20 protein-coding genes are annotated in these 19,949 nt (G+C 72.2%); 12 read left to right on the top strand and 8 right to left on the bottom strand.

What is annotated here, in order from left to right; translation table 11 throughout:
* Positions 1–26 precede the first annotated feature (26 nt).
* Positions 27–1,070 carry a zinc-dependent alcohol dehydrogenase family protein gene (locus tag ACICHK_RS10605; RefSeq protein WP_151470439.1) on the top strand — a complete coding sequence of 348 codons (1,044 nt, stop codon included), beginning with the start codon at positions 27–29 and terminating at the stop codon, positions 1,068–1,070.
* A gap of 365 nt (positions 1,071–1,435) precedes the next feature.
* On the opposite strand, the gene ACICHK_RS10600 is transcribed toward ACICHK_RS10605, so the two are convergent.
* Both ACICHK_RS10600 and ACICHK_RS10595 read right to left on the bottom strand, forming a co-directional pair.
* Positions 1,436–2,941, bottom strand: coding sequence for a CoA transferase (locus ACICHK_RS10600; RefSeq protein WP_406836690.1), 1,506 nt, complete (start codon positions 2,939–2,941; stop codon positions 1,436–1,438).
* 126 nt (positions 2,942–3,067) lie between these two features.
* A complete protein-coding gene (locus ACICHK_RS10595) occupies positions 3,068–4,594 on the bottom strand; it encodes a S8 family serine peptidase (protein ID WP_406836689.1) in 1,527 nt (508 codons plus the stop codon).
* 408 nt (positions 4,595–5,002) lie between these two features.
* On the opposite strand from ACICHK_RS10595, the gene ACICHK_RS10590 reads away from it, so the two are divergent.
* The 3 genes from ACICHK_RS10590 (at position 5,003) to moaA (ending at position 8,386) form a co-directional block, all read left to right on the top strand.
* Positions 5,003–5,359 carry a DUF485 domain-containing protein gene (locus tag ACICHK_RS10590; RefSeq protein ID WP_151470441.1) on the top strand — a complete coding sequence of 119 codons (357 nt, stop codon included), beginning with the start codon at positions 5,003–5,005 and terminating at the stop codon, positions 5,357–5,359.
* Positions 5,356–6,993, top strand: a complete 1,638-nt coding sequence (locus ACICHK_RS10585) for a cation acetate symporter (protein ID WP_406836688.1) — start codon at positions 5,356–5,358, stop codon at positions 6,991–6,993. The genes ACICHK_RS10590 and ACICHK_RS10585 overlap by 4 nt, the downstream gene beginning before the upstream one ends.
* A 403-nt stretch (positions 6,994–7,396) precedes the next feature.
* Positions 7,397–8,386 (top strand): GTP 3',8-cyclase MoaA, encoded by a 990-nt coding sequence (moaA, locus tag ACICHK_RS10580; RefSeq protein ID WP_406836687.1) that lies wholly within the window; start codon positions 7,397–7,399, stop codon positions 8,384–8,386.
* Positions 8,387–8,398: 12 nt separating this feature from the next.
* Here the strand turns inward: moaA and ACICHK_RS10575 are convergent, their stop codons facing one another.
* Together ACICHK_RS10575 and ACICHK_RS10570 are read right to left on the bottom strand one after the other, a co-directional pair.
* Positions 8,399–8,650, bottom strand: a complete 252-nt coding sequence (locus ACICHK_RS10575; RefSeq protein WP_406841190.1) for a hypothetical protein — start codon at positions 8,648–8,650, stop codon at positions 8,399–8,401.
* 341 nt (positions 8,651–8,991) lie between these two features.
* Positions 8,992–9,408, bottom strand: a complete 417-nt coding sequence (locus ACICHK_RS10570) for a DUF3099 domain-containing protein (protein WP_406836686.1) — start codon at positions 9,406–9,408, stop codon at positions 8,992–8,994.
* Between the two features lie 211 nt (positions 9,409–9,619).
* On the opposite strand from ACICHK_RS10570, the gene ACICHK_RS10565 reads away from it, so the two are divergent.
* Positions 9,620–9,904, top strand: a complete 285-nt coding sequence (locus tag ACICHK_RS10565) for a GlsB/YeaQ/YmgE family stress response membrane protein (RefSeq protein ID WP_151470443.1) — start codon at positions 9,620–9,622, stop codon at positions 9,902–9,904.
* 73 nt (positions 9,905–9,977) lie between these two features.
* Here ACICHK_RS10565 and tyrS read toward each other — a convergent pair whose 3' ends face one another.
* From tyrS to ACICHK_RS10550, 3 genes are read right to left on the bottom strand one after another with little or no spacing between them, the layout of a single operon-like run.
* On the bottom strand, positions 9,978–11,246 hold the full coding sequence (gene tyrS / locus ACICHK_RS10560; protein ID WP_406836685.1) for a tyrosine--tRNA ligase: 1,269 nt from the start codon (positions 11,244–11,246) through the stop codon (positions 9,978–9,980).
* A gap of 44 nt (positions 11,247–11,290) precedes the next feature.
* Positions 11,291–12,685: a metallopeptidase TldD-related protein gene (locus ACICHK_RS10555; RefSeq protein ID WP_151470445.1), complete on the bottom strand. Its 1,395-nt coding sequence runs from the start codon at positions 12,683–12,685 to the stop codon at positions 11,291–11,293.
* A complete protein-coding gene (locus ACICHK_RS10550; protein ID WP_151470446.1) occupies positions 12,682–14,205 on the bottom strand; it encodes a TldD/PmbA family protein in 1,524 nt (507 codons plus the stop codon). Before ACICHK_RS10550 ends, ACICHK_RS10555 begins: the two co-directional genes overlap by 4 nt.
* Positions 14,206–14,476: 271 nt before the next feature.
* On the opposite strand from ACICHK_RS10550, the gene fabG reads away from it, so the two are divergent.
* From fabG to ACICHK_RS10535, 3 genes are all read left to right on the top strand, one after another.
* Positions 14,477–15,196 carry a 3-oxoacyl-[acyl-carrier-protein] reductase gene (gene fabG, locus ACICHK_RS10545; protein WP_151470447.1) on the top strand — a complete coding sequence of 240 codons (720 nt, stop codon included), beginning with the start codon at positions 14,477–14,479 and terminating at the stop codon, positions 15,194–15,196.
* Positions 15,197–15,199: 3 nt separating this feature from the next.
* Positions 15,200–15,967: an enoyl-ACP reductase FabI gene (gene fabI, locus ACICHK_RS10540; protein ID WP_406836684.1), complete on the top strand. Its 768-nt coding sequence runs from the start codon at positions 15,200–15,202 to the stop codon at positions 15,965–15,967.
* A 158-nt stretch (positions 15,968–16,125) separates the two neighbouring features.
* Complete coding sequence (locus ACICHK_RS10535) at positions 16,126–16,482, top strand: hypothetical protein (RefSeq protein ID WP_406836683.1); 357 nt, start codon at positions 16,126–16,128, stop codon at positions 16,480–16,482.
* Between the two features lie 47 nt (positions 16,483–16,529).
* Here the strand turns inward: ACICHK_RS10535 and ACICHK_RS10530 are convergent, their stop codons facing one another.
* Positions 16,530–17,204, bottom strand: coding sequence for a FadR/GntR family transcriptional regulator (locus ACICHK_RS10530; protein ID WP_406836682.1), 675 nt, complete (start codon positions 17,202–17,204; stop codon positions 16,530–16,532).
* Positions 17,205–17,304: 100 nt separating this feature from the next.
* Here ACICHK_RS10530 and ACICHK_RS10525 point away from each other — a divergent pair, with 100 nt between their 5' ends.
* From ACICHK_RS10525 to ACICHK_RS10510, 4 genes are all read left to right on the top strand, one after another.
* Complete coding sequence (locus ACICHK_RS10525; protein ID WP_406836681.1) at positions 17,305–18,660, top strand: CynX/NimT family MFS transporter; 1,356 nt, start codon at positions 17,305–17,307, stop codon at positions 18,658–18,660.
* Between the two features lie 63 nt (positions 18,661–18,723).
* The gene (locus ACICHK_RS10520; RefSeq protein ID WP_263974370.1) at positions 18,724–18,840 is read left to right on the top strand and encodes an SGM_5486 family transporter-associated protein; all 117 of its coding nucleotides are present in this window, start codon (positions 18,724–18,726) and stop codon (positions 18,838–18,840) included.
* A 187-nt stretch (positions 18,841–19,027) separates the two neighbouring features.
* Complete coding sequence (locus ACICHK_RS10515; RefSeq protein ID WP_151470451.1) at positions 19,028–19,243, top strand: hypothetical protein; 216 nt, start codon at positions 19,028–19,030, stop codon at positions 19,241–19,243.
* A 140-nt stretch (positions 19,244–19,383) separates the two neighbouring features.
* Positions 19,384–19,902 carry a SixA phosphatase family protein gene (locus ACICHK_RS10510; RefSeq protein ID WP_406836680.1) on the top strand — a complete coding sequence of 173 codons (519 nt, stop codon included), beginning with the start codon at positions 19,384–19,386 and terminating at the stop codon, positions 19,900–19,902.
* The last annotated feature ends 47 nt before the right edge of the window (positions 19,903–19,949 follow it).

Below are 19,949 nucleotides of genomic sequence, written 5' to 3'. Positions count from 1 at the left end.
CGCTCCGCACGAGAAGGATCCTCGCCATGCGCGCCACCACCATCCACGCCCCGTACGACATGCGTGTGGAGGAGGTGCCGGAGCCCATGGTGCAGTTGCCCACCGACGCGATCGTGCGGGTGCTGCGGTCCTGCATCTGCGGCAGCGACCTGTGGGCGTACCGCGGCGAGGCGGCCCGGCAGCCGGGCCAGCGGATCGGGCACGAGTTCCTCGGCGTCGTCGAGGAGACGGGCGCCGCGGTGACCGGCGTCCGGCGCGGCGACCTGGTCGTGGCGCCCTTCATGTGGTCCGACGGCGTCTGCGAGTACTGCCGGGACGGCCTCACCACGTCGTGCGTGCACGGCGGCTTCTGGGGTTCCGTCGGCTACGACGGCGGCCAGGGCGAGGCCGTGCGCGTCCCCTTCGCCGACGGCACGCTCGTTCAGCTGCCCAAGGAGGCGGCCTCCGACGACCACCTGCTGTCCGCGCTGCTGACCCTGTCCGACGTCCTCGGCACCGGCCACCACGCGGCCCTCGGCGCCGGGGTCCGCAAGGGCTCCACCGTCGCCGTGGTGGGCGACGGGGCCGTCGGGCTGTGCGCCGTCCTCGCGGCCAAGCGGCTCGGCGCGGAGCGGATCATCGCGCTCGGCCGCCACGAGGTCCGCACCGACATCGCGCGCCGCTTCGGCGCCACGGACGTCGTCGCCGAGCGCGGCGAGGCCGCGGTCGAGGCCGTCCGCGAGCTGACCCGGGGCCAGGGCGCCCACTGCGTCGTCGAGGCGGTCGGCACCGAGCAGTCCATGAGCACCGCGGTGAACATCACCCGCGACGGCGGCGCCATCGGCTTCGTCGGCGTGCCCCACGGCAGTGGTACGGGCCTCGACCTGGGCGTCATGTTCGACCGGAACATCGCCCTGCGCGGCGGTGTCGCCCCGGTGCGCGCCTACATCCCCGAGCTGCTGCCCGACGTCCTCGACGGGACCATCGACCCCTCACCGGTCTTCGACATGACCGTCGGCCTGGAGGGCGTGCCCGAGGGCTACAAGGCGATGGACGAGCGGACCGCGCTGAAGGTCCTCGTCACCGGCTGACACCGGGCCGGACCGGCCGGCCCCCACGGGACCGACGCCTCCCGCCGTCCGGCCGACGGGAGACGCCGGCCGGACGCCGTGAGCGGTCCCGGGACCGCGACGACCGTGTCCGGAGCCGCTGTCCCCGTGACGACCGCGCGATACACGGTCCCCGGGCGCGGGACCGCGTGGCCACGCCCGGTGCCACGGTCTTCGCGCGCGGGAGGCCGGACGCCGCGCGGGGCACCCGCCCGGCGCCGCCGCAGCCGTGCCCGGAGTGCCGGGAAGGCGACGGCGGGAAGGCGACGGCGGGAAGGCGACGGCGGGAAGGCGACGGCGGGAAGGCCGCTCGGCGACGCGCCGGGTCCGCCCGGTGCCGCGCCCTCTCAGGCCCATCGCGCGGGGTCCGTCCCCCAACGGCCCGGCGGGCGGGACCAGTCGGTGGGGCCGCCCGTGAAGGAGACGGGGGGCAGGGCGTGGCGGAGCCGGCCGACGGGGCCGGTCCGCTCGGCCAGCCAGGCGTCGGGGCGGTCGTACGGTTCCCCCGCGGAGGTGTCCGGTACGGCGCCGGGTGTCTCCGCCCGCCCGATCCCGTCCGTCAGCCACATCGCCGTGCGTGCGAGCGCCAGCCGTACGACGCGGCCGTGGCCGGACTCCGTCCGTTCGGTCAGCGCGCGCAGGACGGCCGCCGCCAGCAGATACCCGGTCCCGTGGTCGAGTGCCTGCGCCGGCAGCGCGCCCGGCCGCTCGGGCGATCCCTCCGTCACCGCGATCCCGGTCGCCACCTGGACCAGGCTGTCGAAGCCCCGCCGCCCGCCCCAGGGCCCGTACGTCCCCCACGCCGACACCTGGGCCACCACGAGGCCCGGACGGCGCTCGGCCAGAGCCTCGGGGGAGAGCCCGAAACGGTCCAGGGCGCCGGGCCGGTACCCGGTGACGACGACGTCCGCCGACGCCAGCAGTTCGTCGAAGGCGCGCCGGTCGGCCGCCAGGTCCAGCAGCGTCGAGCGCTTGCCGAAGCCCGTGTCGGCGTGCGCGTCCAGGTCCTCCGGCAGTTGCGGCGCGTCGACGCGCAGCACATCGGCGCCCAGCAGGGCGAGCGTGCGGGTGGCGACCGGGCCGGCGATGACCCGGGTCAGGTCCAGGACGCGCACCCCGGAGGCCGGCAGCAGCGCCCCATCCCCGGACAGCTCCCCGAGCCCCGGCCCGCGCGCCGCCCGCCCCGCTCCTTCGTGCCCGCCGGCCCCGCCCGGGTCCGTGGGTCCGGCCTGCTCGGCGGGGCCGGCCGACCCGCCCGGGTCGACCGGTCGGTACCGTCCGGCGGGCCCATCCCACTCGACCAGCGGGCGCTGTGCCAGTGCGAGGCCCTGCGCGTGGGCCGACCACTCCTTCGGGGTGCGCAGCGCGACCGCGAGGCCGCCCGCCGCGTACACCGTCTCCTCGATCTCCCGCGCGGAGCGCCCGGCGAGCAGGGCCGCCACGTCCTCGGGGCTCGCGTCGTCCGCCGCGCCCAGCGCGTCCAGCAGCCGGGCCCGGTGACGGGGATAGTTCGCGTGCGTCCGCACCCAGCCGTCCGCGGTCCGCCAGAACCGGGACAGCGGGGCGAAGTTCAGCGGCGCGCGCCCGTCGATGCGCAGATGCCGTTCGCTGACGAACGCGGTGGCGACCGCGCCGTCGTCCACGCTCACTCGCGGAACCCGCGCGAGCCCGGCCCGCCGGGCTCCCAGCTCGGCGGCGGCGAGCGCGCAGGCCCCCACGCAGGCGCGCGCCAACGCCCGTACGGGCAGGGCGGCTTCCAAGGCCCCCGCCCGCGCCACGGTCGAAACCCCGGGGAGCAGGGCGGGGTCGCCGCCCAGCTCCTCCCACACAGCGGCCATCGGTGTTCGCGTCATACCGGCACTATGCGGTGTGGACGCGATCAACACGGGAGGCGGCCCCGGCGGCGCGTGGCCCCGGCGGCGCGTGGCCCCGGCCGCCGCACAGGACGGCGGCCGGGGCCACGAGAGGTGCGGCGGGCGCTACTTCACCGCCCGCAGGGCGTTGACGATGCCGAATCCGTAGAACCCGTTCACGCGCTTGCCGCCCGCGCAGGTCGCGTCGACGACTCCGTCGCCGTTGCCGTCGTACGGCGCGGTCGGGCAACCCGGGTTGTCCGCCTGGGCCTTGAGGAGGAGCTGGAGCTGGGCCGGTGACGCCCAGGGGTACGTGGACTTCAGGAGCGCGGCCACTCCGGCGACGTGCGGGGTCGCCATCGAGGTGCCCTGCAGGAAGCCGTACGTGTTGTTCGGCAGGGTGGAGAGGATGCGGCCGTTCGCCGAGGGCGTGTCCGGGATCTGGTAACGGTCGCCGCCGGGCGCCGCGACGTCGATGACGCCGTCGCCGTAGCTGGAGAAGTAGGACTTGGCGCCCTTGACGCCGGTCGAGGAGACCGTGACGACACCGGGCAGCTGGGTGGGTATGTCGAAGCACTTGTGCGGGTCGACGGTCCGCGTCGTGGCGGTGGAGTCGTCGGGGCTGGAGGCGTCGGTGAGCGCGTCCGAGTCGAGGTCGTCGTTGGAGTTGCCCGCCGCGGCGACGTTCAGCGTGCCCTTGCGCTGGGCGTACCGCTGGGCGCGGTCGACGGCGTCGACGATGGCCTTCTGGTCGGGGTCGTCGAGGCAGTTGTACAGCCACGGGTCGACGTAGTAGCTGTTGTTGGTGATCTCGACGCCGTGGTCGGCGGCGAACACGAAGGCGCACACGACGCTCTCCGGGTAGAACAGCTGGGTGGAGTCGGGCTCGGCCACGGTGATGCCCGAGACCTTCACGCCCGGCGCGACGCCCGCGACGCCGACGCCGTTGCGGGCCGCCGCGATCTCGCCCGCGACGTGCGTGCCGTGGTAGTGGTCGGCGTCCACCGGACGCCAGGAACCGTACGTCGTGTCCGGCTTGCCGCCCACGCAGTTCGCGGACTGCGAGGCGGAGAAGTTCGGCGCGATGTCGGGGTGCGTGTCGTCGACGCCGACGTCGATCACCGCGACGGTCACCTTCTTGCTGCCGGGGTTGACCGCGGCCGCCTTGTCGGCGCCTATCGCGCGCAGGTCCCACTGGTCGGCCTCGAGGGGCTCCTGGCCCGCGTCGGCGGTCTTCGCGACCTTGGCGGCCTCGGCCGCGGACAGCACCTGCACCGCGCCCTCGTCCGTCGTGCCCGCGGGCTTCAGCGGCGAGGTGCGGGTGGCACCGGCCGACCGCACTCCGCGTACCGTCCGGATCTGCCGGCCGAAGTCCGGGTTCGCCGAGTGGACGACGATCACGCCGATCTGCTCGTACGCGATGACGACACTGCCGCCGGCGGCCGCGATCGCCTTCTTCACCGACGCGATCGTGCGGTGGTCCGTCGTCGTGTTGACCACGTACGAGAGGTTCGGACCGTCCGCGGTCGTCGCGACGGGCGCGGTGAGGGGGGTGGCCGACGCGACGCCGGGCAGGAAGCCGAGCGAGGCGGTGAGCGACAGAACGACCGGCACGGCGAGCGCGAGACGGTGTCTGGGACGCAGATGAGCCATGGGATCTCCACATCATCCGGAAAACGGAGCTGCCCGAACACGGATGGTGCTCGGGCAGGTACATGACGGAATGGTGCAGGCAGAAGCTATCCCGCCGCCGACCGGGCCAGCAATGACTTGTGGCGACGACTTCCGAAAGAAGCCGGAGCCCCGCGGCGACGACTTCCGAAAGAAGCCGGGCGAGTTGAACCGGTCCACGCGTGGCGCCGTGACCTTGGGCAGGGAGCCCGTGGACGATCGATTCCTTTACCCGTATCACGGAAAGGATGCAAGCGGTTGCAGTCCGTCACGAGACGCACGCCGATGTGAGGTCGAAGTCCCATGTCCGTACCCGAACCGTCCCCGTCCGCCGGCCCCGACCTGTCCCCGCCCACCGTCGCAACCACACCCGCAACGCGAGGAGACACCGTGGCCACCGACGCACCACCACCCGCGCGGGCCGGAGCGCAGCTCCCGTCCACCGAGAAGTTCGTCGAGATGCAGGAGAGCGCCGAGTTCGGTGAACTGCGCAGCTCGCACCGCTCCTTCGCCTTCCCGCTGACCGTCGGATTCATCCTCTGGTACCTGCTGTACGTGCTGCTCTCGAACTACGCGGGTGACTTCATGGGCACCAAGCTGTTCGGCAACGTCAACGTCGCCCTGGTGCTCGGCCTCGCCCAGTTCCTCACCACCTTCCTCATCGCCTGGTGGTACTCGCGGCACGCGGCCGCTCAACTCGACCCCAAGGCCGACGCCATCAAGTCCCGGATGGAGGGCGGCGCATGAGCCCCGTACGGACCACCGCGCACCGGACCGTGCTGGCCGCGGGCGAGGCGAGCGAGCACCGCCCGCTGATCATCACCCTGTTCGCGGTGTTCGTCGCCGCGACCCTCGTCATCACCGTCTGGGCCGGCCGCCAGACCAAGGACGCCGCCGACTTCTACGCGGGCGGACGCCAGTTCACCGGATTCCAGAACGGACTCGCCGTCTCCGGCGACTACATGTCCGCCGCGTCCTTCCTCGGCATCGCCGGCGCGATCGCCCTCTTCGGCTACGACGGCTTCCTCTACTCCATCGGCTTCCTGGTCGCCTGGCTGGTGGCCCTGCTCCTGGTCGCCGAACCCCTGCGCAACTCCGGCCGGTACACGATGGGCGACGTCCTCGCCTACCGCATGCGCCAGCGCCCGGTCCGTACCGCCGCCGGCACCTCCACCATCGTCGTGTCGATCTTCTACCTGCTGGCCCAGATGGCGGGCGCGGGCGTCCTCGTCTCGCTGCTCCTCGGCATCACCAGCGACGGCGGCAAGATCGGCATCGTCGCGCTCGTCGGCGTCCTGATGATCGTGTACGTCACCATCGGCGGCATGAAGGGCACCACCTGGGTGCAGATGGTCAAGGCGGTCCTGCTCATCGCGGGCGCCGTCCTGCTCACCTTCCTGGTCCTGCTGAAGTTCCACTTCAACATCTCCGACCTGCTCGGCAGGGCGGCCGAGAACAGCGGCAAGGGCTCGCCCTTCCTGGAACCAGGGCTCAAGTACGGCGCCACCTCGACCACCAAGCTGGACTTCATCTCCCTCGGCATGGCACTGGTCCTCGGCACCGCGGGCCTGCCGCACATCCTGATCCGTTTCTACACCGTGCCCACCGCCAAGACCGCGCGGAAGTCCGTCAACTGGGCGATCGGCCTCATCGGCGCCTTCTACCTGATGACCCTCGCCCTCGGCTTCGGCGCCGCCGCGCTGATCAAACCGGACGAGATCATCGCCTCCAACAAGGCGGGCAACACGGCGGCACCGCTGCTCGCCCTGCACCTCGGCGGCGTGGACTCCAACTGGGGCGCGATCCTGCTCGCCACCATCTCCGCCGTCGCCTTCGCCACGATCCTCGCGGTCGTCGCGGGACTGACGCTCGCCTCGTCCTCCTCCTTCGCGCACGACATCTACGCGAACGTCATCAAGAAGGGGCAGGCCTCGGAGAAGGAGGAGATGAAGGCCGCCCGGTACGCGACGGTCGGCATCGGCGCCGTGTCCATCCTGCTCGGCGCCCTCGCCCGCGACCTGAACGTCGCCGGACTGGTCGCCCTCGCCTTCGCGGTCGCGGCCTCCGCCAACCTGCCGACGATCCTCTACAGCCTGTTCTGGAAGCGGTTCACCACCGCGGGCGCGCTCTGGTCGATCTACGGCGGTCTGGCCACGGCGGTCGGCCTGGTGCTGTTCTCCCCGGTCGTCTCGGGCAAGCCCACCTCGATGTTCCCCGACGTCGACTTCCACTGGTTCCCGCTGGAGAACCCGGGCCTCATCTCCATCCCGGTCGGTTTCCTGCTGGGCTGGCTGGGAACCTTGCTGTCCAAGGAGGAACCGGACGCCGGAAAGTACGCGGAGCTGGAGGTCCGCTCCCTGACCGGCACCGGAGCCCACTAGGGCCTGTCCGGCGGATCATGTCGGAGACGCGGGGCTTGGCACGCCCTCCCCCGAGCTCTTCGAGCAGGGGGTACCCCCAGCGGCGTTGTCGTCACTCGCCGACGTCCCCCAGCCTTCGGCCGGGAGGTGCCCCCACCGCGTCGACTCCCTCCTCCGCCTTGCAGCTGACCGCACCAAGCCCCGCTCACCTGGGTCTGTACGGCACCGCAGGTTTCCTCCGACCTGATCCGCCGGACAGGCCCTAGCCACCGGCATCGCGCGGGCCCGTCGAGGGGACCACCGGCGGGTACCCGCCGGCGGGCCCGCGCCGCGTCCGGTGGGATCGGCCGCCGTCCCGTCGGTGCCGTCACGTAGGCTCACAGGTATCCGGAGAAAGAGATCGGCAACGAGGGAGGGGGCCCACGTGCTCATCGACACCTACGGCCGGGTCGCCACCGACCTGCGCATCTCACTGACGGACCGGTGCAACCTCCGCTGCACCTACTGCATGCCAGAAGAGGGCCTGCAGTGGCTCGCCAAGCCCGACCTGCTCACCGACGACGAGATCGTCCGCCTGGCGGAGATCGCGGTCACCCGCCTCGGCATCGAGGAGGTCCGCTTCACCGGCGGCGAACCCCTGCTGCGCCCCGGGCTGCCCGGCATCGTCGAGCGGGTCGCGGCCCTCGCCCCCCGCCCGCAGATGTCCCTCACGACCAACGGCATCGGCCTCAAGCGCACCGCGGCCGCCCTGAAGGCCGCCGGCCTCGACCGGGTGAACGTCTCGCTGGACACCCTGCGGCCCGACGTCTTCAAGACCCTCACCCGCCGTGACCGGCACAAGGACGTCGTCGAGGGCCTCGAAGCCGCCCACGACGCCGGCCTGACCCCTGTGAAGATCAACTCGGTCCTGATGCCGGGCCTGAACGCCGACGAAGCCCCGGACCTGCTGGCCTGGTCCATGGAGCACGACTACGAACTCCGCTTCATCGAGCAGATGCCCCTGGACGCCCAGCACGGCTGGAAGCGCGAGGGCATGGTCACCGCCGGCGACATCCTCGCCTCGCTGCGCACCCGCTTCCACCTCACCGAGGAAGGCGCCGGGGAACGGGGTTCCGCACCCGCCGAGCGCTGGATCGTCGACGGCGGCCCGCACCGCGTCGGTGTGATCGCCTCCGTCACCCGCCCGTTCTGCGCGGCCTGCGACCGCACCCGTCTCACCGCCGACGGCCAGGTGCGCACCTGTCTGTTCGCCGCGGAGGAGACCGACCTGCGGGGCGCACTGCGCTCGGGCGCGTCCGACGAGGAGATAGCCGGCATCTGGCGCACCGCGATGTGGGGCAAGAAGGCGGGGGCCGGTCTGGACGACCCGTCGTTCGTGCAGCCCGACCGCCCCATGTCGGCGATCGGCGGCTGACGGGGCCGCCGGCTACCCCTCGCCGCGCTCCGACGGCCGGGAGGCCTCCCACGCGTCGAGCGTCATGACGTCCTTCAGGAACCCGCGCACACCGAGGAACTGCGACAGGTGCTCGCGGTGCTCCTCGCACGCGAGCCAGGTCTTGCGGCGCTCGGGCGTGTGCAGCTTCGGGTTGTTCCAGGCGAGCACCCACACGGCGTCGGCGCGGCAGGCCTTGGCCGAGCAGACGGGGGAGGCGGGGTCGGAGCCGGGGGCGTTCAACATCACCCTGCCGACCCTAGCCGAGGCCCCCCGGCACACGCTCCGCGCGGGTGGGCGGAGCGTTCGCGGGCCGGGCTCCGAGTGCGCGCAAAGGCGACGCCGAGCAGCCACGGGGGGAGCTGCCCGGCGTCGGTCCGTCGCTCCGACGGGGGATGCGGAGCGCGTACGAAGTATGTCACGGGTAACCCGCCGCCCGGCACCGGAACAACATGATTGATCTGAGCTTTTCTTGAGCTTGCCCGCGCGGCGGCATTCCGTTTCAGGGGAATGCGCCGCCGTCCGCGTGCGGCTGAACCGGCTTTGTCCCAGGGTGAGTTCGTGCGCGACGCGGCTCCGCTCGGGGATCAGTCCCGGTCGTGCGGCTCGGCTCCCGGACGCGCTCCGGGAGCGGTCGCGGCGTCCTCGGGCGGCGGCTCCCCGGGGCCGTCCTGCCGGGGCGGCGTGATCATCGGACGCAGCGGAGCGGAGACGAACGTCGAGGGCAGCGAGGGCGCGTTCTCACGTCCGGCGTTGGCGATGACCACCGCGATGTACGGCAGGGTGATCCCGAGGACCAGGGCGACCAGGGCGACGGGCCGCTCGACGCTCCACAGGGCGGCGGCCAGGATCACCGCCACCGTGCGGATGGACATGGAGATGACGTAGCGGCGCTGCCGGCCGCGCACGTCGTCGTCCAGACTCTGTCTGGCTCCGGTGATCCGGAAGACCTGGACGTTGCTCTGCTTCCTGATCACGTTCCACCACCCGCCTGTGTCGGACACTCCCGGTCCGTACCCGGCACGGACCCGTCGAGGAAGCGGGCCCGGACTGCTTCCACGGTACGCCGCGTCCGCGCCGCCTTCGAGGCCGGGGCACGTCCTGTCCGACGGACCCGGTGCGCCGTAGCGCGTACGGCCCGGCCCGGCATGCGCCGTACGGCGGGCGGCCGGACACTGACGGTACGGCTCACGGGAGCGGTACGAGGAGGCGGACATGGGCTGGTTGTGGGCGATCATCGTCGGATTCGTGCTGGGCCTGATCGCCAAGTTGATCATCCCGGGCAAGCAGCACAGCCCGCTGTGGCTGACGACCATCTTCGGCATGCTCGGCGCCATCGTGGGCAACGCCCTCGCGCGCGCCTTCGGCGTCGAGGCGACGTCCGGCATCGACTGGACCCGCCACCTCTTCCAGCTGATCGCCGCGATCGTCATCGTGGCACTGGGCGACATGGCCTACATGGCCCTGTGGGGGAACAAGAAGGCGCAGCAGCGGGCCTGACCCCGCCCGAACGGAACGAAGGGCGCGGGCCGCTTCCCGGAAGCGGCCCGCGCCCTCCCTGTCACAGGAGCGCTCAGGCGCCCGTGACCTCGACCGCGGCCAGGCTCTTCTTGCCCCGGCGCAGCACGAGCCAGCGCCCGTGCAGCAGGTCCTCCTTCGCCGGGGCCGCGTCCTCGGCGGCGACCTTCACGTTGTTCACGTACGCGCCGCCCTCCTTGACCGTGCGGCGCGCGGCGGACTTGCTGGCCACCAGACCGACCTCCGCGAAGAGGTCCACGACCAGACCGGCCTCGGCGACCTGGATGTGCGGCACCTCGGACAGGGCCGCGGCGAGCGTGCGCTCGTCCAGGTCGGTCAGCTCGCCCTGCCCGAAGAGGGCCTTGGACGCGGCGATCACGGCGGCCGTCTGGTCGGCGCCGTGCACCAGCGTCGTCAGCTCCTCGGCCAGCGCGCGCTGGGCGGCACGGGCCTGCGGACGCTCCTCGGTCTGCTTCTCCAGCTCCTGAAGCTCCTCGGGGGACCTGAAGGACAGGATGCGCATGTACGTCGAGACGTCCCGGTCGTCCACGTTCAGCCAGAACTGGTAGAACGCGTACGGCGTCGTCATCTCGGGGTCGAGCCAGACGGCGCCGCCCTCGGTCTTGCCGAACTTGGTGCCGTCCGCCTTCACCATCAGCGGCGTCGCCAGCGCGTGCACGTGCGCCGTCGGCTCCAGGCGGTGGATCAGGTCCAGGCCCGCCGTGAGGTTGCCCCACTGGTCGCTGCCGCCCTGCTGGAGGGTGCAGCCGTACCGGCGGTACAGCTCCAGGAAGTCCATGCCCTGGAGCAGCTGGTAGCTGAACTCCGTGTAGCTGATGCCCTCCTCGGACTCCAGACGACGGGCCACGGAGTCCTTGGTCAGCATCTTGTTGACGCGGAAGTGCTTGCCGATGTCCCGCAGGAACTCGATGGCCGACAGCCCGGCCGTCCAGTCCAGGTTGTTCACCATGACCGCGGGGTTCTCGCCCTCGAAGGACAGGAACGGCTCGATCTGCGAACGCAGCCGCGTCACCCAGTTCGCGACCGTCTCCGGGTCGTTCAGGGTGCGCTCGGCCGTCGGGCGGGGGTCACCGATCTGGCCCGTCGCCCCGCCCACCAGGGCGAGCGGCCGCAGCCCGGCCTGCTGGAGCCGGCGCATCGTGAGCACCTGCACCAGGTGGCCGACGTGCAGGCTGGGCGCGGTCGGGTCGAAGCCGCAATAGAACGTGACGGGACCGTCCGCGAGCGCCTTGCGCAAAGCATCTTCGTCGGTGGACAGGGAGAACAGGCCCCGCCACTTCAGCTCGTCGACGATGTCCGTCACGGTTCTCGTATCTCCTCGGGTGGTCTCGTGAATCAGGTACGAGGTTATACGCCCTGGCTGACAGAACTCATATTGAAATCCGGCACCCGCAGCGCGGGCATCGCGGCCCGGGTGAACCAGTCGCTCCACTCGCGGGGCAGCGTCTTCTCCGTGCGCCCCGCCTCCGTGGCCCGGCCCAGCAGGCCCACCGGCGACTCGTTGAACCGGAAGTTGTTCACCTCGCCCACGACCTCGCCGCCCTCGACGAGGTAGACGCCGTCGCGGGTGAGCCCGGTCAGCAGCAGGGTCGCCGGGTCGACCTCGCGGATGTACCAGAGGCAGGTCAGCAGCAGACCGCGCTCGGTGGCGGCGACCATCTCCTCCAGGGAGCGGTCCTCACCGCCGTCGAGGACGAGGTTCCCGATCGACGGCGTCACCGGCAGCCCGGTCAGGTCCGCGCTGTGCCGGGTGGTGGACAGGTGCCGCAGCTCGCCCTCCCGGATCCAGTCGGTGGCCCCCAGCGGCAGCCCGTTGTCGAACACGGAGGCGTCGTCGCCCGAGGAGTGCGCGAGCACGAAGGGGGCGGACTCCAGGCCCGGCTCGTTCGGATCGCTGCGCAGCGTCAGCGGAAGCTCGCTGAGCCGCTCGCCGATGCGGGTGCCGCCCCCGGGCTTGCTGAAGACGGTCCGGCCCTCGGCCGCGTCCCGGGCGGCTGCCGACCACATCTGGTAGATCAGCAGGTCCGCGACCGCGGTCGGCGGCAGCAGCGTCTCGTAGCGCCCGGCGGGCAGCTCGACGCGCCGCCCGGCCCAGCCGAGCCGTACCGCCAGCTCCGCGTCCATCGCGGCCGGGTCGACGTCCTTGAAGTCCCGGGTCGAACGCCCCGCCCACGCCGAACGCGTCCGGTCCGGGGACTTGGCGTTGAGCTCCAGCGTGCCGTTCGGCTGGTCGTGCCGCAGCCGCAGCCCCGTCGACGTGCCGAGGTAGCTGGAGACGAGCTCGTGGTTGGCGAAGCCGTACAGTTCCCGCCCGCCCGCCCGCGCGCGGGCGAAGGACTCGCCGAGCGCCGGCGCGAAGTCGGCGAAGACGGCGGAGGAGGTCTCGGCGGGCGCGTCCGTGAAGTCGGGGGACTCCGGCACGCCCGTCACCAGCGGCCGGCCGTCCTCGGCGGGACCGGCGCCGCGCGCCGCGGCCTCGGCGGCCCGCACCAGGGGCTCCAGCTCGTCGGCGGTCACGGCCGAGCGCGAGACGACCCCGGAGGAGGTGCCCTCGCGGCCGTCGACGGTGGCGATCACGGTGAGCGTGCGCCCGCGGGTGACCCCGTTCGTGGTGAGCGCGTTGCCCGCCCAGCGCAGGTTGGCGGTGGACTGCTCGTCGGCGATCACCACGCAGCCGTCGGCCCGGGACAGTTCGAGGGCGCGCTCGACGACCTCGTGCGGCTTGCTCGTACGGGCGCTCATCGACCGGCCTCCTGCGTGGTGTTGAGGATGTTGACACCCTTGAAGAGGGCGGAGGGGCAGCCGTGCGACACCGCGGCGACCTGGCCCGGCTGGGCCTTGCCGCAGTTGAAGGCACCGCCGAGGACGTACGTCTGGGGGCCGCCGACGGCCGCCATCGAACCCCAGAAGTCGGTGGTCGTCGCCTGGTACGCGACATCACGCAGCTGACCCGTGATCCGGCCGTTCTCGATCTTGAAGAAGCGCTGGCCGGTGAACTGGAAGTTGTAGCGCTGCATGTCGATGGACCAGGACCGGTCGCCGACGACGTAGATGCCGCGGTCGACGCCCCCGATCAGGTCCTCGGTGGACAGCCCGCCGGGGTCCGGCCGCAGCGAGACGTTGGCCATCCGCTGCACGGGCACGTGCCCGGGGGAGTCGGCGTAGGCGCAGCCGTTGGAGCGCCCGAAGCCGGTCAGGTCCGCGATCCGCCGGTCCAGCTGGTAGCCGACGAGGGTCCCCTGCTTCACCAGGTCCCAGGACTGGCACTCGACGCCCTCGTCGTCGTACCCGATGGTCGCGAGGCCGTGCTCGGCGGTGCGGTCACCGGTCACGTTCATCAGGTCGGAGCCGTACCTGAGCTTGCCGAGCTGGTCGAAGGTGGCGAAGGAGGTGCCGGCGTACGCGGCCTCGTAGCCGAGCGCGCGGTCCAGCTCGGTGGCGTGCCCGATGGACTCGTGGATGGTCAGCCACAGGTTGGAGGGGTCGACGACGAGGTCGTACACCCCCGCCTCCACGCTCGGCGCCCGCATCTTCTCCGCGAGCAGCCCGGGGATCCGCTCCAGCTCGGAGTCCCAGTCCCAACCGGTGCCCAGCAGGTACTCCCAGCCGCGCCCGACCGGCGGCGCGATCGTCCGCATCGAGTCGAACTCGCCGCTGGACTCGTCGACGGCCACGGCGGTGAGCTGGGGGTGCAGCCGCACCCGCTGCTGCGTGGTCACGGTCCCGGCGGTGTCCGCGTAGAACTTGTTCTCGTGGACGGTCAGCAGGGACGCGTCGACGTGGTTGACGCCCTCGGCCGCCAGCAGCCGCGCGCTCCAGTCGGCCAGCAACCCCGCCTTCTCCTCGTCCGGCACCGAGAAGGGGTCGATCTCGTACGACGAGACCCACGTCTTCTCGGAGTGCACCGGCTCCGGGGCCAGCTCGACCCTCTCGTCCGACCCGGCCGCCCTGATCACCTGGGCCGACAGCTTCGCCATCGCCACGGCCTGCGAGGCGACCTTCGCGGCCGCGTCCATGCTCAGGTCCACACCCGACGCGAACCCCCAGGTCCCGCCGTGCACGACCCGTACCGCGTACCCCAGGTCGGTGGTGTCCGACGACCCGGCGGGCTTGGCGTCGCGCAGCCGCCAGGACGCGCTGCGCACCCGCTCGAAGCGGAAGTCCGCGTGGTCGGCGCCCAGCGCCCGCGCCCGCGCGAGCGCGGCGTCGGCGAGTGCGCGCAGCGGTAGCGCCGTGAAGGCTTCGTCGATGGAATGAGGCACCGAGGTCTCCCTGTTGTCGTGGCCCGTCGGGTCCGATCATGTCGCGCGGGCGGGCCCGGCGACCACGCCTTTGCCGTGACCGGGCCCGTCTTTCGGTCACGAGGCGTCCGTCATCCGGCCGTACGGCCTCGGTTTTCTGTAGGGATCCGACAGCAGCCGCCCGAACCCACTGTCGGTGCCCGATTCCCCCGGAGGCCGGGCGGACCGATAGGTTTTCGAGGAAGGAGCCTGTATTGCAGGGGTTTCAGTCCGCTAACGAAAGGGTGATCCGTTGAGCCGCTCGGTTCTCGTCACCGGAGGCAACCGGGGCATCGGCCTCGCCATCGCCCGCGCATTCGCCGACGCAGGCGACAAGGTCGCGATCACGTACCGGTCCGGTGAGCCGCCGGCCGCCCTGACGGAATTGGGGTGCCTCGCGGTCAAGTGCGACATCACCGACAGCGAGCAGGTGGAGCAGGCCTACAAGGAGATCGAGGCCGAGCACGGCCCGGTCGAGGTCCTGATCGCCAACGCCGGCGTCACCAAGGACCAGCTGCTGATGCGCATGTCCGAGGAGGACTTCACCTCGGTCATCGACACCAACCTCACCGGCACCTTCCGTGTGGTCAAGCGCGCCAACCGCGGCATGCTGCGGGCCAAGAAGGGCCGCGTCGTACTGATCTCCTCGGTCGTCGGGCTGCTCGGCTCGGCGGGACAGGCGAACTACGCCGCGTCCAAGGCCGCCCTTGTCGGTTTCGCGCGCTCGCTCGCACGTGAGCTCGGCTCGCGCAACCTCACCTTCAACGTCGTCGCGCCCGGCTTCGTCGACACCGACATGACGCAGGCGCTCACCGAGGAGCAGCGCGCGAACATCGTGTCGCAGGTGCCGCTGGGCCGTTACGCGCAGCCCGAGGAGATCGCCGCGACGGTGCGGTTCCTCGCCTCGGACGAAGCCTCGTACATCACTGGAGCCGTCATCCCGGTTGACGGCGGACTGGGAATGGGTCACTGAACCATGAGCGGAATTCTTGAGGGCAAGCGCGTCCTGATCACCGGTGTGCTGATGGAGTCCTCCATCGCCTTCCACACCGCCAAGCTGGCCCAGGAGCAGGGTGCGGAGATCATCCTGACCGCGTTCCCGCGGCCCACGCTGACCGAGCGCATCGCCAAGAAGCTGCCGAAGCCCACCAAGGTCATCGAGCTCGACGTCACCAACGAGGAGCACCTCGGGCGCCTGGCCGACGTCGTCGGCGAGGAGCTCGGCGGCCTCGACGGCGTCGTGCACTCCATCGGCTTCGCGCCGCAGGACGCCCTCGGCGGCAACTTCCTGAACACGCCGTTCGAGTCGGTCGCCACGGCCATGCACGTCTCGGCGTTCTCCCTGAAGTCGCTGACGACGGCCTGCCTGCCGCTGATGCAGAACGGCGGCTCCGTCGTCGGCCTCACCTTCGACGCGCAGTACGCGTGGCCGCAGTACGACTGGATGGGCCCCGCCAAGGCCGCCCTGGAGGCCACCAGCCGCTACATGGCCCGTGACCTGGGCAAGCAGAACATCCGCTGCAACCTCATCTCCGCCGGCCCCATCGGCTCCATGGCCGCCAAGTCCATCCCGGGCTTCGGCGAGCTGGCCTCCGTGTGGGACACCCGCGCCCCGCTGGAGTGGGACCTGAAGGACCCGGAGCCGGCCGGCAAGGGCGTCGTCGCCCTCCTGAGCGACTGGTTCCCGAAGACCACGGGCGAGATCATCCACGTGGACGGCGGTCTGCACGCCATCGGCGCGTAACCGCTCCACCCTCGTTCCGACGCCCCGTTCCCCGCAGCGCGCGGGGAGCGGGGCGTCGCCCGTTCGGCCCAGTCGGCCGGGCGGCCCGGACCCCGCGAGCGGCACGCTGGGAGTACGCACCGCCCGCCCCGCAGCCGTACGGCCGAGGAGGTCCCCTTGTGCGCCTGTCCCACCGCTTTGCTCCGGTGTTCGCCGCTGTCGCCCTGGTCATGGCCGTTCCGCACGACGCGATGCCGCACCCGCGCGCGGAGGGTGTGAGCGAGGGGGCCCGGCCCGCCGTGCCCCAGCCGTTCGGCGCCGAGTGCCGTACCACCGTCACCGGCTCCCACGTCGTCGCGTACTGCCACAACCCCTATGTGGGCACCGACCGCGTCGCTCTGCACGTCGAGTGCGCCCGCTGGTGGGACATCGACAGCGACAGCGCCCCGGTCGAGGTCGGACCCGCGATGACGGTCCGGCTGACCGGCCGCTGCTGGAAGGAGATCCGCAGGGTCTGGATCACCCACGAGGAATGAGCTCCGGTGCCCCCGGGCCGGCGCGGCCCGGGGACGGCACCCCGTGCCTACGCCGGCCCGGGCCGGCACTGGAAGGGATAGCTCGCGGCCTCCGCGGCCGCCGCGTCCGCGTCGCCCGCCCTGATCGCGTCGACGAGCAGGGCGTGGTCCATGTACGACTCCGGCGTCAGCTCCTCGCCGACGTCCCCGCGCAGCCAGTCGCGCAGCACCTCGCCCAGATCCGCGTACATCGCCGTCATGACGTCGTTGCGGGACGCGGCCACCACCGCCAGGTGGAAGGTCGCGTCGGCGGCCACGAAGGCCTCCGCGTCGCCCGACTCCCAGGCCTCCTCCCGGCGCGCGAGGAGCGTGTCCAGCTGCTTGAGGTCGCGCTCGGTGCGCCGCTCCGCGGCCAGCCTCGCGGCGCTCGACTCCAGCGTGGACCGCAGCTCGGCGATGTGGCGGGGGTCGGCGTCCGCGAACCGGCGGTGCATCACGCCCGCCAGCTCGCTGGTCGCCACGACATAGGTACCCGACCCCTGCCGGATGTCCAGCAGCCCGTTGTGGGCGAGCGCCCGGACGGCCTCGCGCACGGTGTTGCGGGCCACGCCGAGCTGGTCGACGAGCTCCGGCTCGGTGGGGATGCGGGAGCCCACCGGCCACTCGCCCGAGGTGATCTGGTTCCGCAGCTCGGCGATGACCTGCTCGGACAGGGCCGAACGGCGGGGATGGCTCAGCGGCATGACGGTCCTTCGTACGGGCCCGGGTGCGGTCGTTCGCGCGGGGCCGGAGGCTCCGGAGATTAACGCAGCGGGATTGGACAGCCAATCATCCCATGATTCTATGATGGGGCTCATGGTCCCCGAGGAAACCCGCACGCCGACGCGTCCCCCCGCGACACGCCGCCCCACCGGGAGCACGACACCCGCGACGCCCCACCCGCGCGCGTGGACGACCCGGCTCGTGGTCGCCGGCGTCGTCCTCGCCGCCCTCAACCTGCGCCCGGCCATCACCAGCCTGGGCGCCCTCCTCGAAGAGGTGCGCGACGACCTCGGCATGAGCGGCGGCGTCGCCGGACTGCTCACCTCCGTACCGCCCCTGTGCTTCGCCGTCTTCGGAGTGACCGCACCGCGGCTCGCCCGCCGCTTCGGGCCCGCCGCCGTCGTCTGCGCGGGCATGGCCGCCATCACCACGGGCCTGGCCGTGCGTCCGTACATCGGGGGCACGGCCGGCTTCCTGGCCGCCAGCGCGCTCGCGCTCATGGGCATCGCCGTCAGCAACGTCCTGATGCCGGTGATCGTCAAGCGCTGGTTCCCCGACAAGGTCGGCTCGATGACGGGCCTGTACTCGATGGCCCTCGCCCTCGGCACGTCGGCCGCCGCGGCGGCGACCGTCCCCATGACCGACGCCCTGGGGGGCGACTGGCGCTCCGGCCTCGCGGTGTGGGCGGGACTCGCGGCGGCGGCCGTCCTGCCGTGGATCCTGCTGGTACGCGCGAAGGGCACCGAACCCGGCACCGGCGACCGTGAACCGGCCGCGCCCGGTACGGCCCCCGCCGGCCCCCCGGAACCGACCGCAGCCGCCGTCACCCGTCCCGGGCACACCGGCGACGGCCTGCGCATCACCCGCAGCCGTACCGCCTGGGCCCTCGCCGTCTTCTTCGGCCTCCAGGCGACCGCCGCCTACATCACGATGGGCTGGATGGCGCAGATCTTCCGCGACGCGGGCGTCTCCGCGGGCACCGCGGGCCTGCTCCTCGCCGTCACCATGGTGATGGGCGTGCCGCTGGCCTTCGTCATCCCGCGCCTCGCCACCCGCCTGCCCCGCCAGGGGCCCATAGTGGTCGCCCTGGGCCTCAGCGGACTCGCCGGATACGCGGGCCTCTACCTGGCCCCGGCGGCGGGCGCCTGGGCCTGGGCCCTGCTGCTCGGCATCTCGAACTGCGCCTTCCCCCTGGCCCTGACCATGGTCGGCATGCGGGCCCGGACGGGCCCCGGCGTCGCCGGACTGTCGGCGTTCGCCCAGAGCACCGGCTATCTGATCTCGATCCCGGGCCCCCTGCTCGTGGGCGTGCTCTACCAGCACAGCGGCGGCTGGGGCCTGCCCCTCGCGATGATGGCCGGGCTGATGATCCCGCAGATCGGGGCCGGCGTCCTGGCGGGCCGCGACCGCACGGTGGAGGACGAGGCCGCCGGATGACCCCGTCCCCGGGAAACGGGCCCCGGGGACGGCGCGACGGACGAAGGGTGCGAGACTGGCCGCATGCCTGTGCTCGACCCGAACCCCCAGAACGGCCAGAAGAAGCTGCTGCTCGTGCTCGGCGCGATGCTGGCCATCACCGTGATCATCGGCATCATCGCGTCCATCGCGTCCCCGTGAACGGCGCGCCCCCGTCCCCGACGGGTCTCCGGACCCGGGGGTGGGGATAACCCCCCGTCCCCTAGGGGGTGAGTGTCAGGGTCAAGTGGGTGGATCACCGGATGGGCCGGGAGCCGCGGATTCCGTAGCTTCGAACCGTGACCGCGAACCGCGGTCCGGGGACCACTCGAAGACTCACGGAGGCGGCATGTCGGCCCCTACGCACACCCGGCCCCACCCGGCGACCACGGGCCGCGTCGACATCCGGCTGCCCTGGTGGGCCCTCGCCCTGCCCACGCTCGCCTTCGTCACCCTGCTGCTCATGATCCTCAACCCGGCGGACGCGCACGCCGCGACCGGCGACCCGGCGATCACCCACCTGTTCGAGAGCGTCCGGCAAGCGGTCCTGCACAACGCTCCGTGAGCCACGGGGCCCGGCCCGCCCGCACACCCGGTCTCCCGGGAGGGACGGCATCACCCCTGACGGGACAGGGCGCCGCCTTCGCCGGGGGACCGCATCAACTCCCTGCGCCCCATGGCATGTTTCGTGCGAAGCTGGGACGCATGAGCGTCGCAGAACCCCGCAGGATCATCCTCTTCCGGCACGCGAAAGCCGACTGGCCACAGATCTCCGACCATGAGCGGCCGCTCGCCGACCGGGGCCGCATGGACGCCGCCGTCGCCGGACGCAGACTGGCCGACGCCGGCATCCCCCTGGACCTGGCCCTCTGCTCCACCGCGATCCGGACCCGCGAGACGTGGAAGCACGCCGTCCAGGAGCTTCCGCACCGGCCGAAAACGGTCTACGAGGAGCGGATCTACGAGGCCTCGCCCGGCGAGCTGATCGCCGTGCTCAACGAGACCCCGGACGACGCGCACAACGTGATCCTGATCGGTCACAACCCGGGCATGCACGCCCTGACCGATGTCCTGGCGGGCCGGGCCGAGGGCGACACCCGCGCACGCATGAACGCCCACGGTTTCCACACCGCGGCCTTCGCGGTGCTCTCCTTCGACGGCCCCTGGAAGTCCCTGGAGCCCGCGACGGCCACCCTGACCGAATACTGGGCTCCGACGGAGTGACCCCATGACGTAGGGGCCCGGCACCGCCACGGTGCCGGGCCCCTACG

This window comes from Streptomyces sp. AHU1 (assembly GCF_045343905.1).
Taxonomy (GTDB): Bacteria; Actinomycetota; Actinomycetes; order Streptomycetales; family Streptomycetaceae; genus Streptomyces; species Streptomyces triticiradicis.
Note: the sequence above shows the minus strand (reverse complement) of the source record. Positions and strands in the feature narration are given on the sequence as shown.

Bases quoted from the DNA above. Each gene is read 5' to 3' on its own strand.
- ACICHK_RS10510 (WP_406836680.1), top strand. From the start codon at position 19,384: ATGAGCGTCGCAGAACCCCGCAGGATCATCCTCTTCCGGCACGCGAAA.
- ACICHK_RS10605 (WP_151470439.1), top strand. From the start codon at position 27: ATGCGCGCCACCACCATCCACGCCCCGTACGACATGCGTGTGGAGGAG.
- ACICHK_RS10525 (WP_406836681.1), top strand. From the start codon at position 17,305: ATGATGGGGCTCATGGTCCCCGAGGAAACCCGCACGCCGACGCGTCCC.
- ACICHK_RS10565 (WP_151470443.1), top strand. From the start codon at position 9,620: ATGGGCTGGTTGTGGGCGATCATCGTCGGATTCGTGCTGGGCCTGATC.
- ACICHK_RS10520 (WP_263974370.1), top strand. From the start codon at position 18,724: ATGCCTGTGCTCGACCCGAACCCCCAGAACGGCCAGAAGAAGCTGCTG.
- ACICHK_RS10530 (WP_406836682.1), bottom strand. From the start codon at position 17,204: ATGCCGCTGAGCCATCCCCGCCGTTCGGCCCTGTCCGAGCAGGTCATC.
- ACICHK_RS10515 (WP_151470451.1), top strand. From the start codon at position 19,028: ATGTCGGCCCCTACGCACACCCGGCCCCACCCGGCGACCACGGGCCGC.
- ACICHK_RS10600 (WP_406836690.1), bottom strand. From the start codon at position 2,941: ATGACGCGAACACCGATGGCCGCTGTGTGGGAGGAGCTGGGCGGCGAC.
- ACICHK_RS10575 (WP_406841190.1), bottom strand. From the start codon at position 8,650: ATGTTGAACGCCCCCGGCTCCGACCCCGCCTCCCCCGTCTGCTCGGCC.
- ACICHK_RS10585 (WP_406836688.1), top strand. From the start codon at position 5,356: ATGAGCCCCGTACGGACCACCGCGCACCGGACCGTGCTGGCCGCGGGC.
- fabI (WP_406836684.1), top strand. From the start codon at position 15,200: ATGAGCGGAATTCTTGAGGGCAAGCGCGTCCTGATCACCGGTGTGCTG.
- ACICHK_RS10555 (WP_151470445.1), bottom strand. From the start codon at position 12,685: ATGAGCGCCCGTACGAGCAAGCCGCACGAGGTCGTCGAGCGCGCCCTC.
- ACICHK_RS10595 (WP_406836689.1), bottom strand. From the start codon at position 4,594: ATGGCTCATCTGCGTCCCAGACACCGTCTCGCGCTCGCCGTGCCGGTC.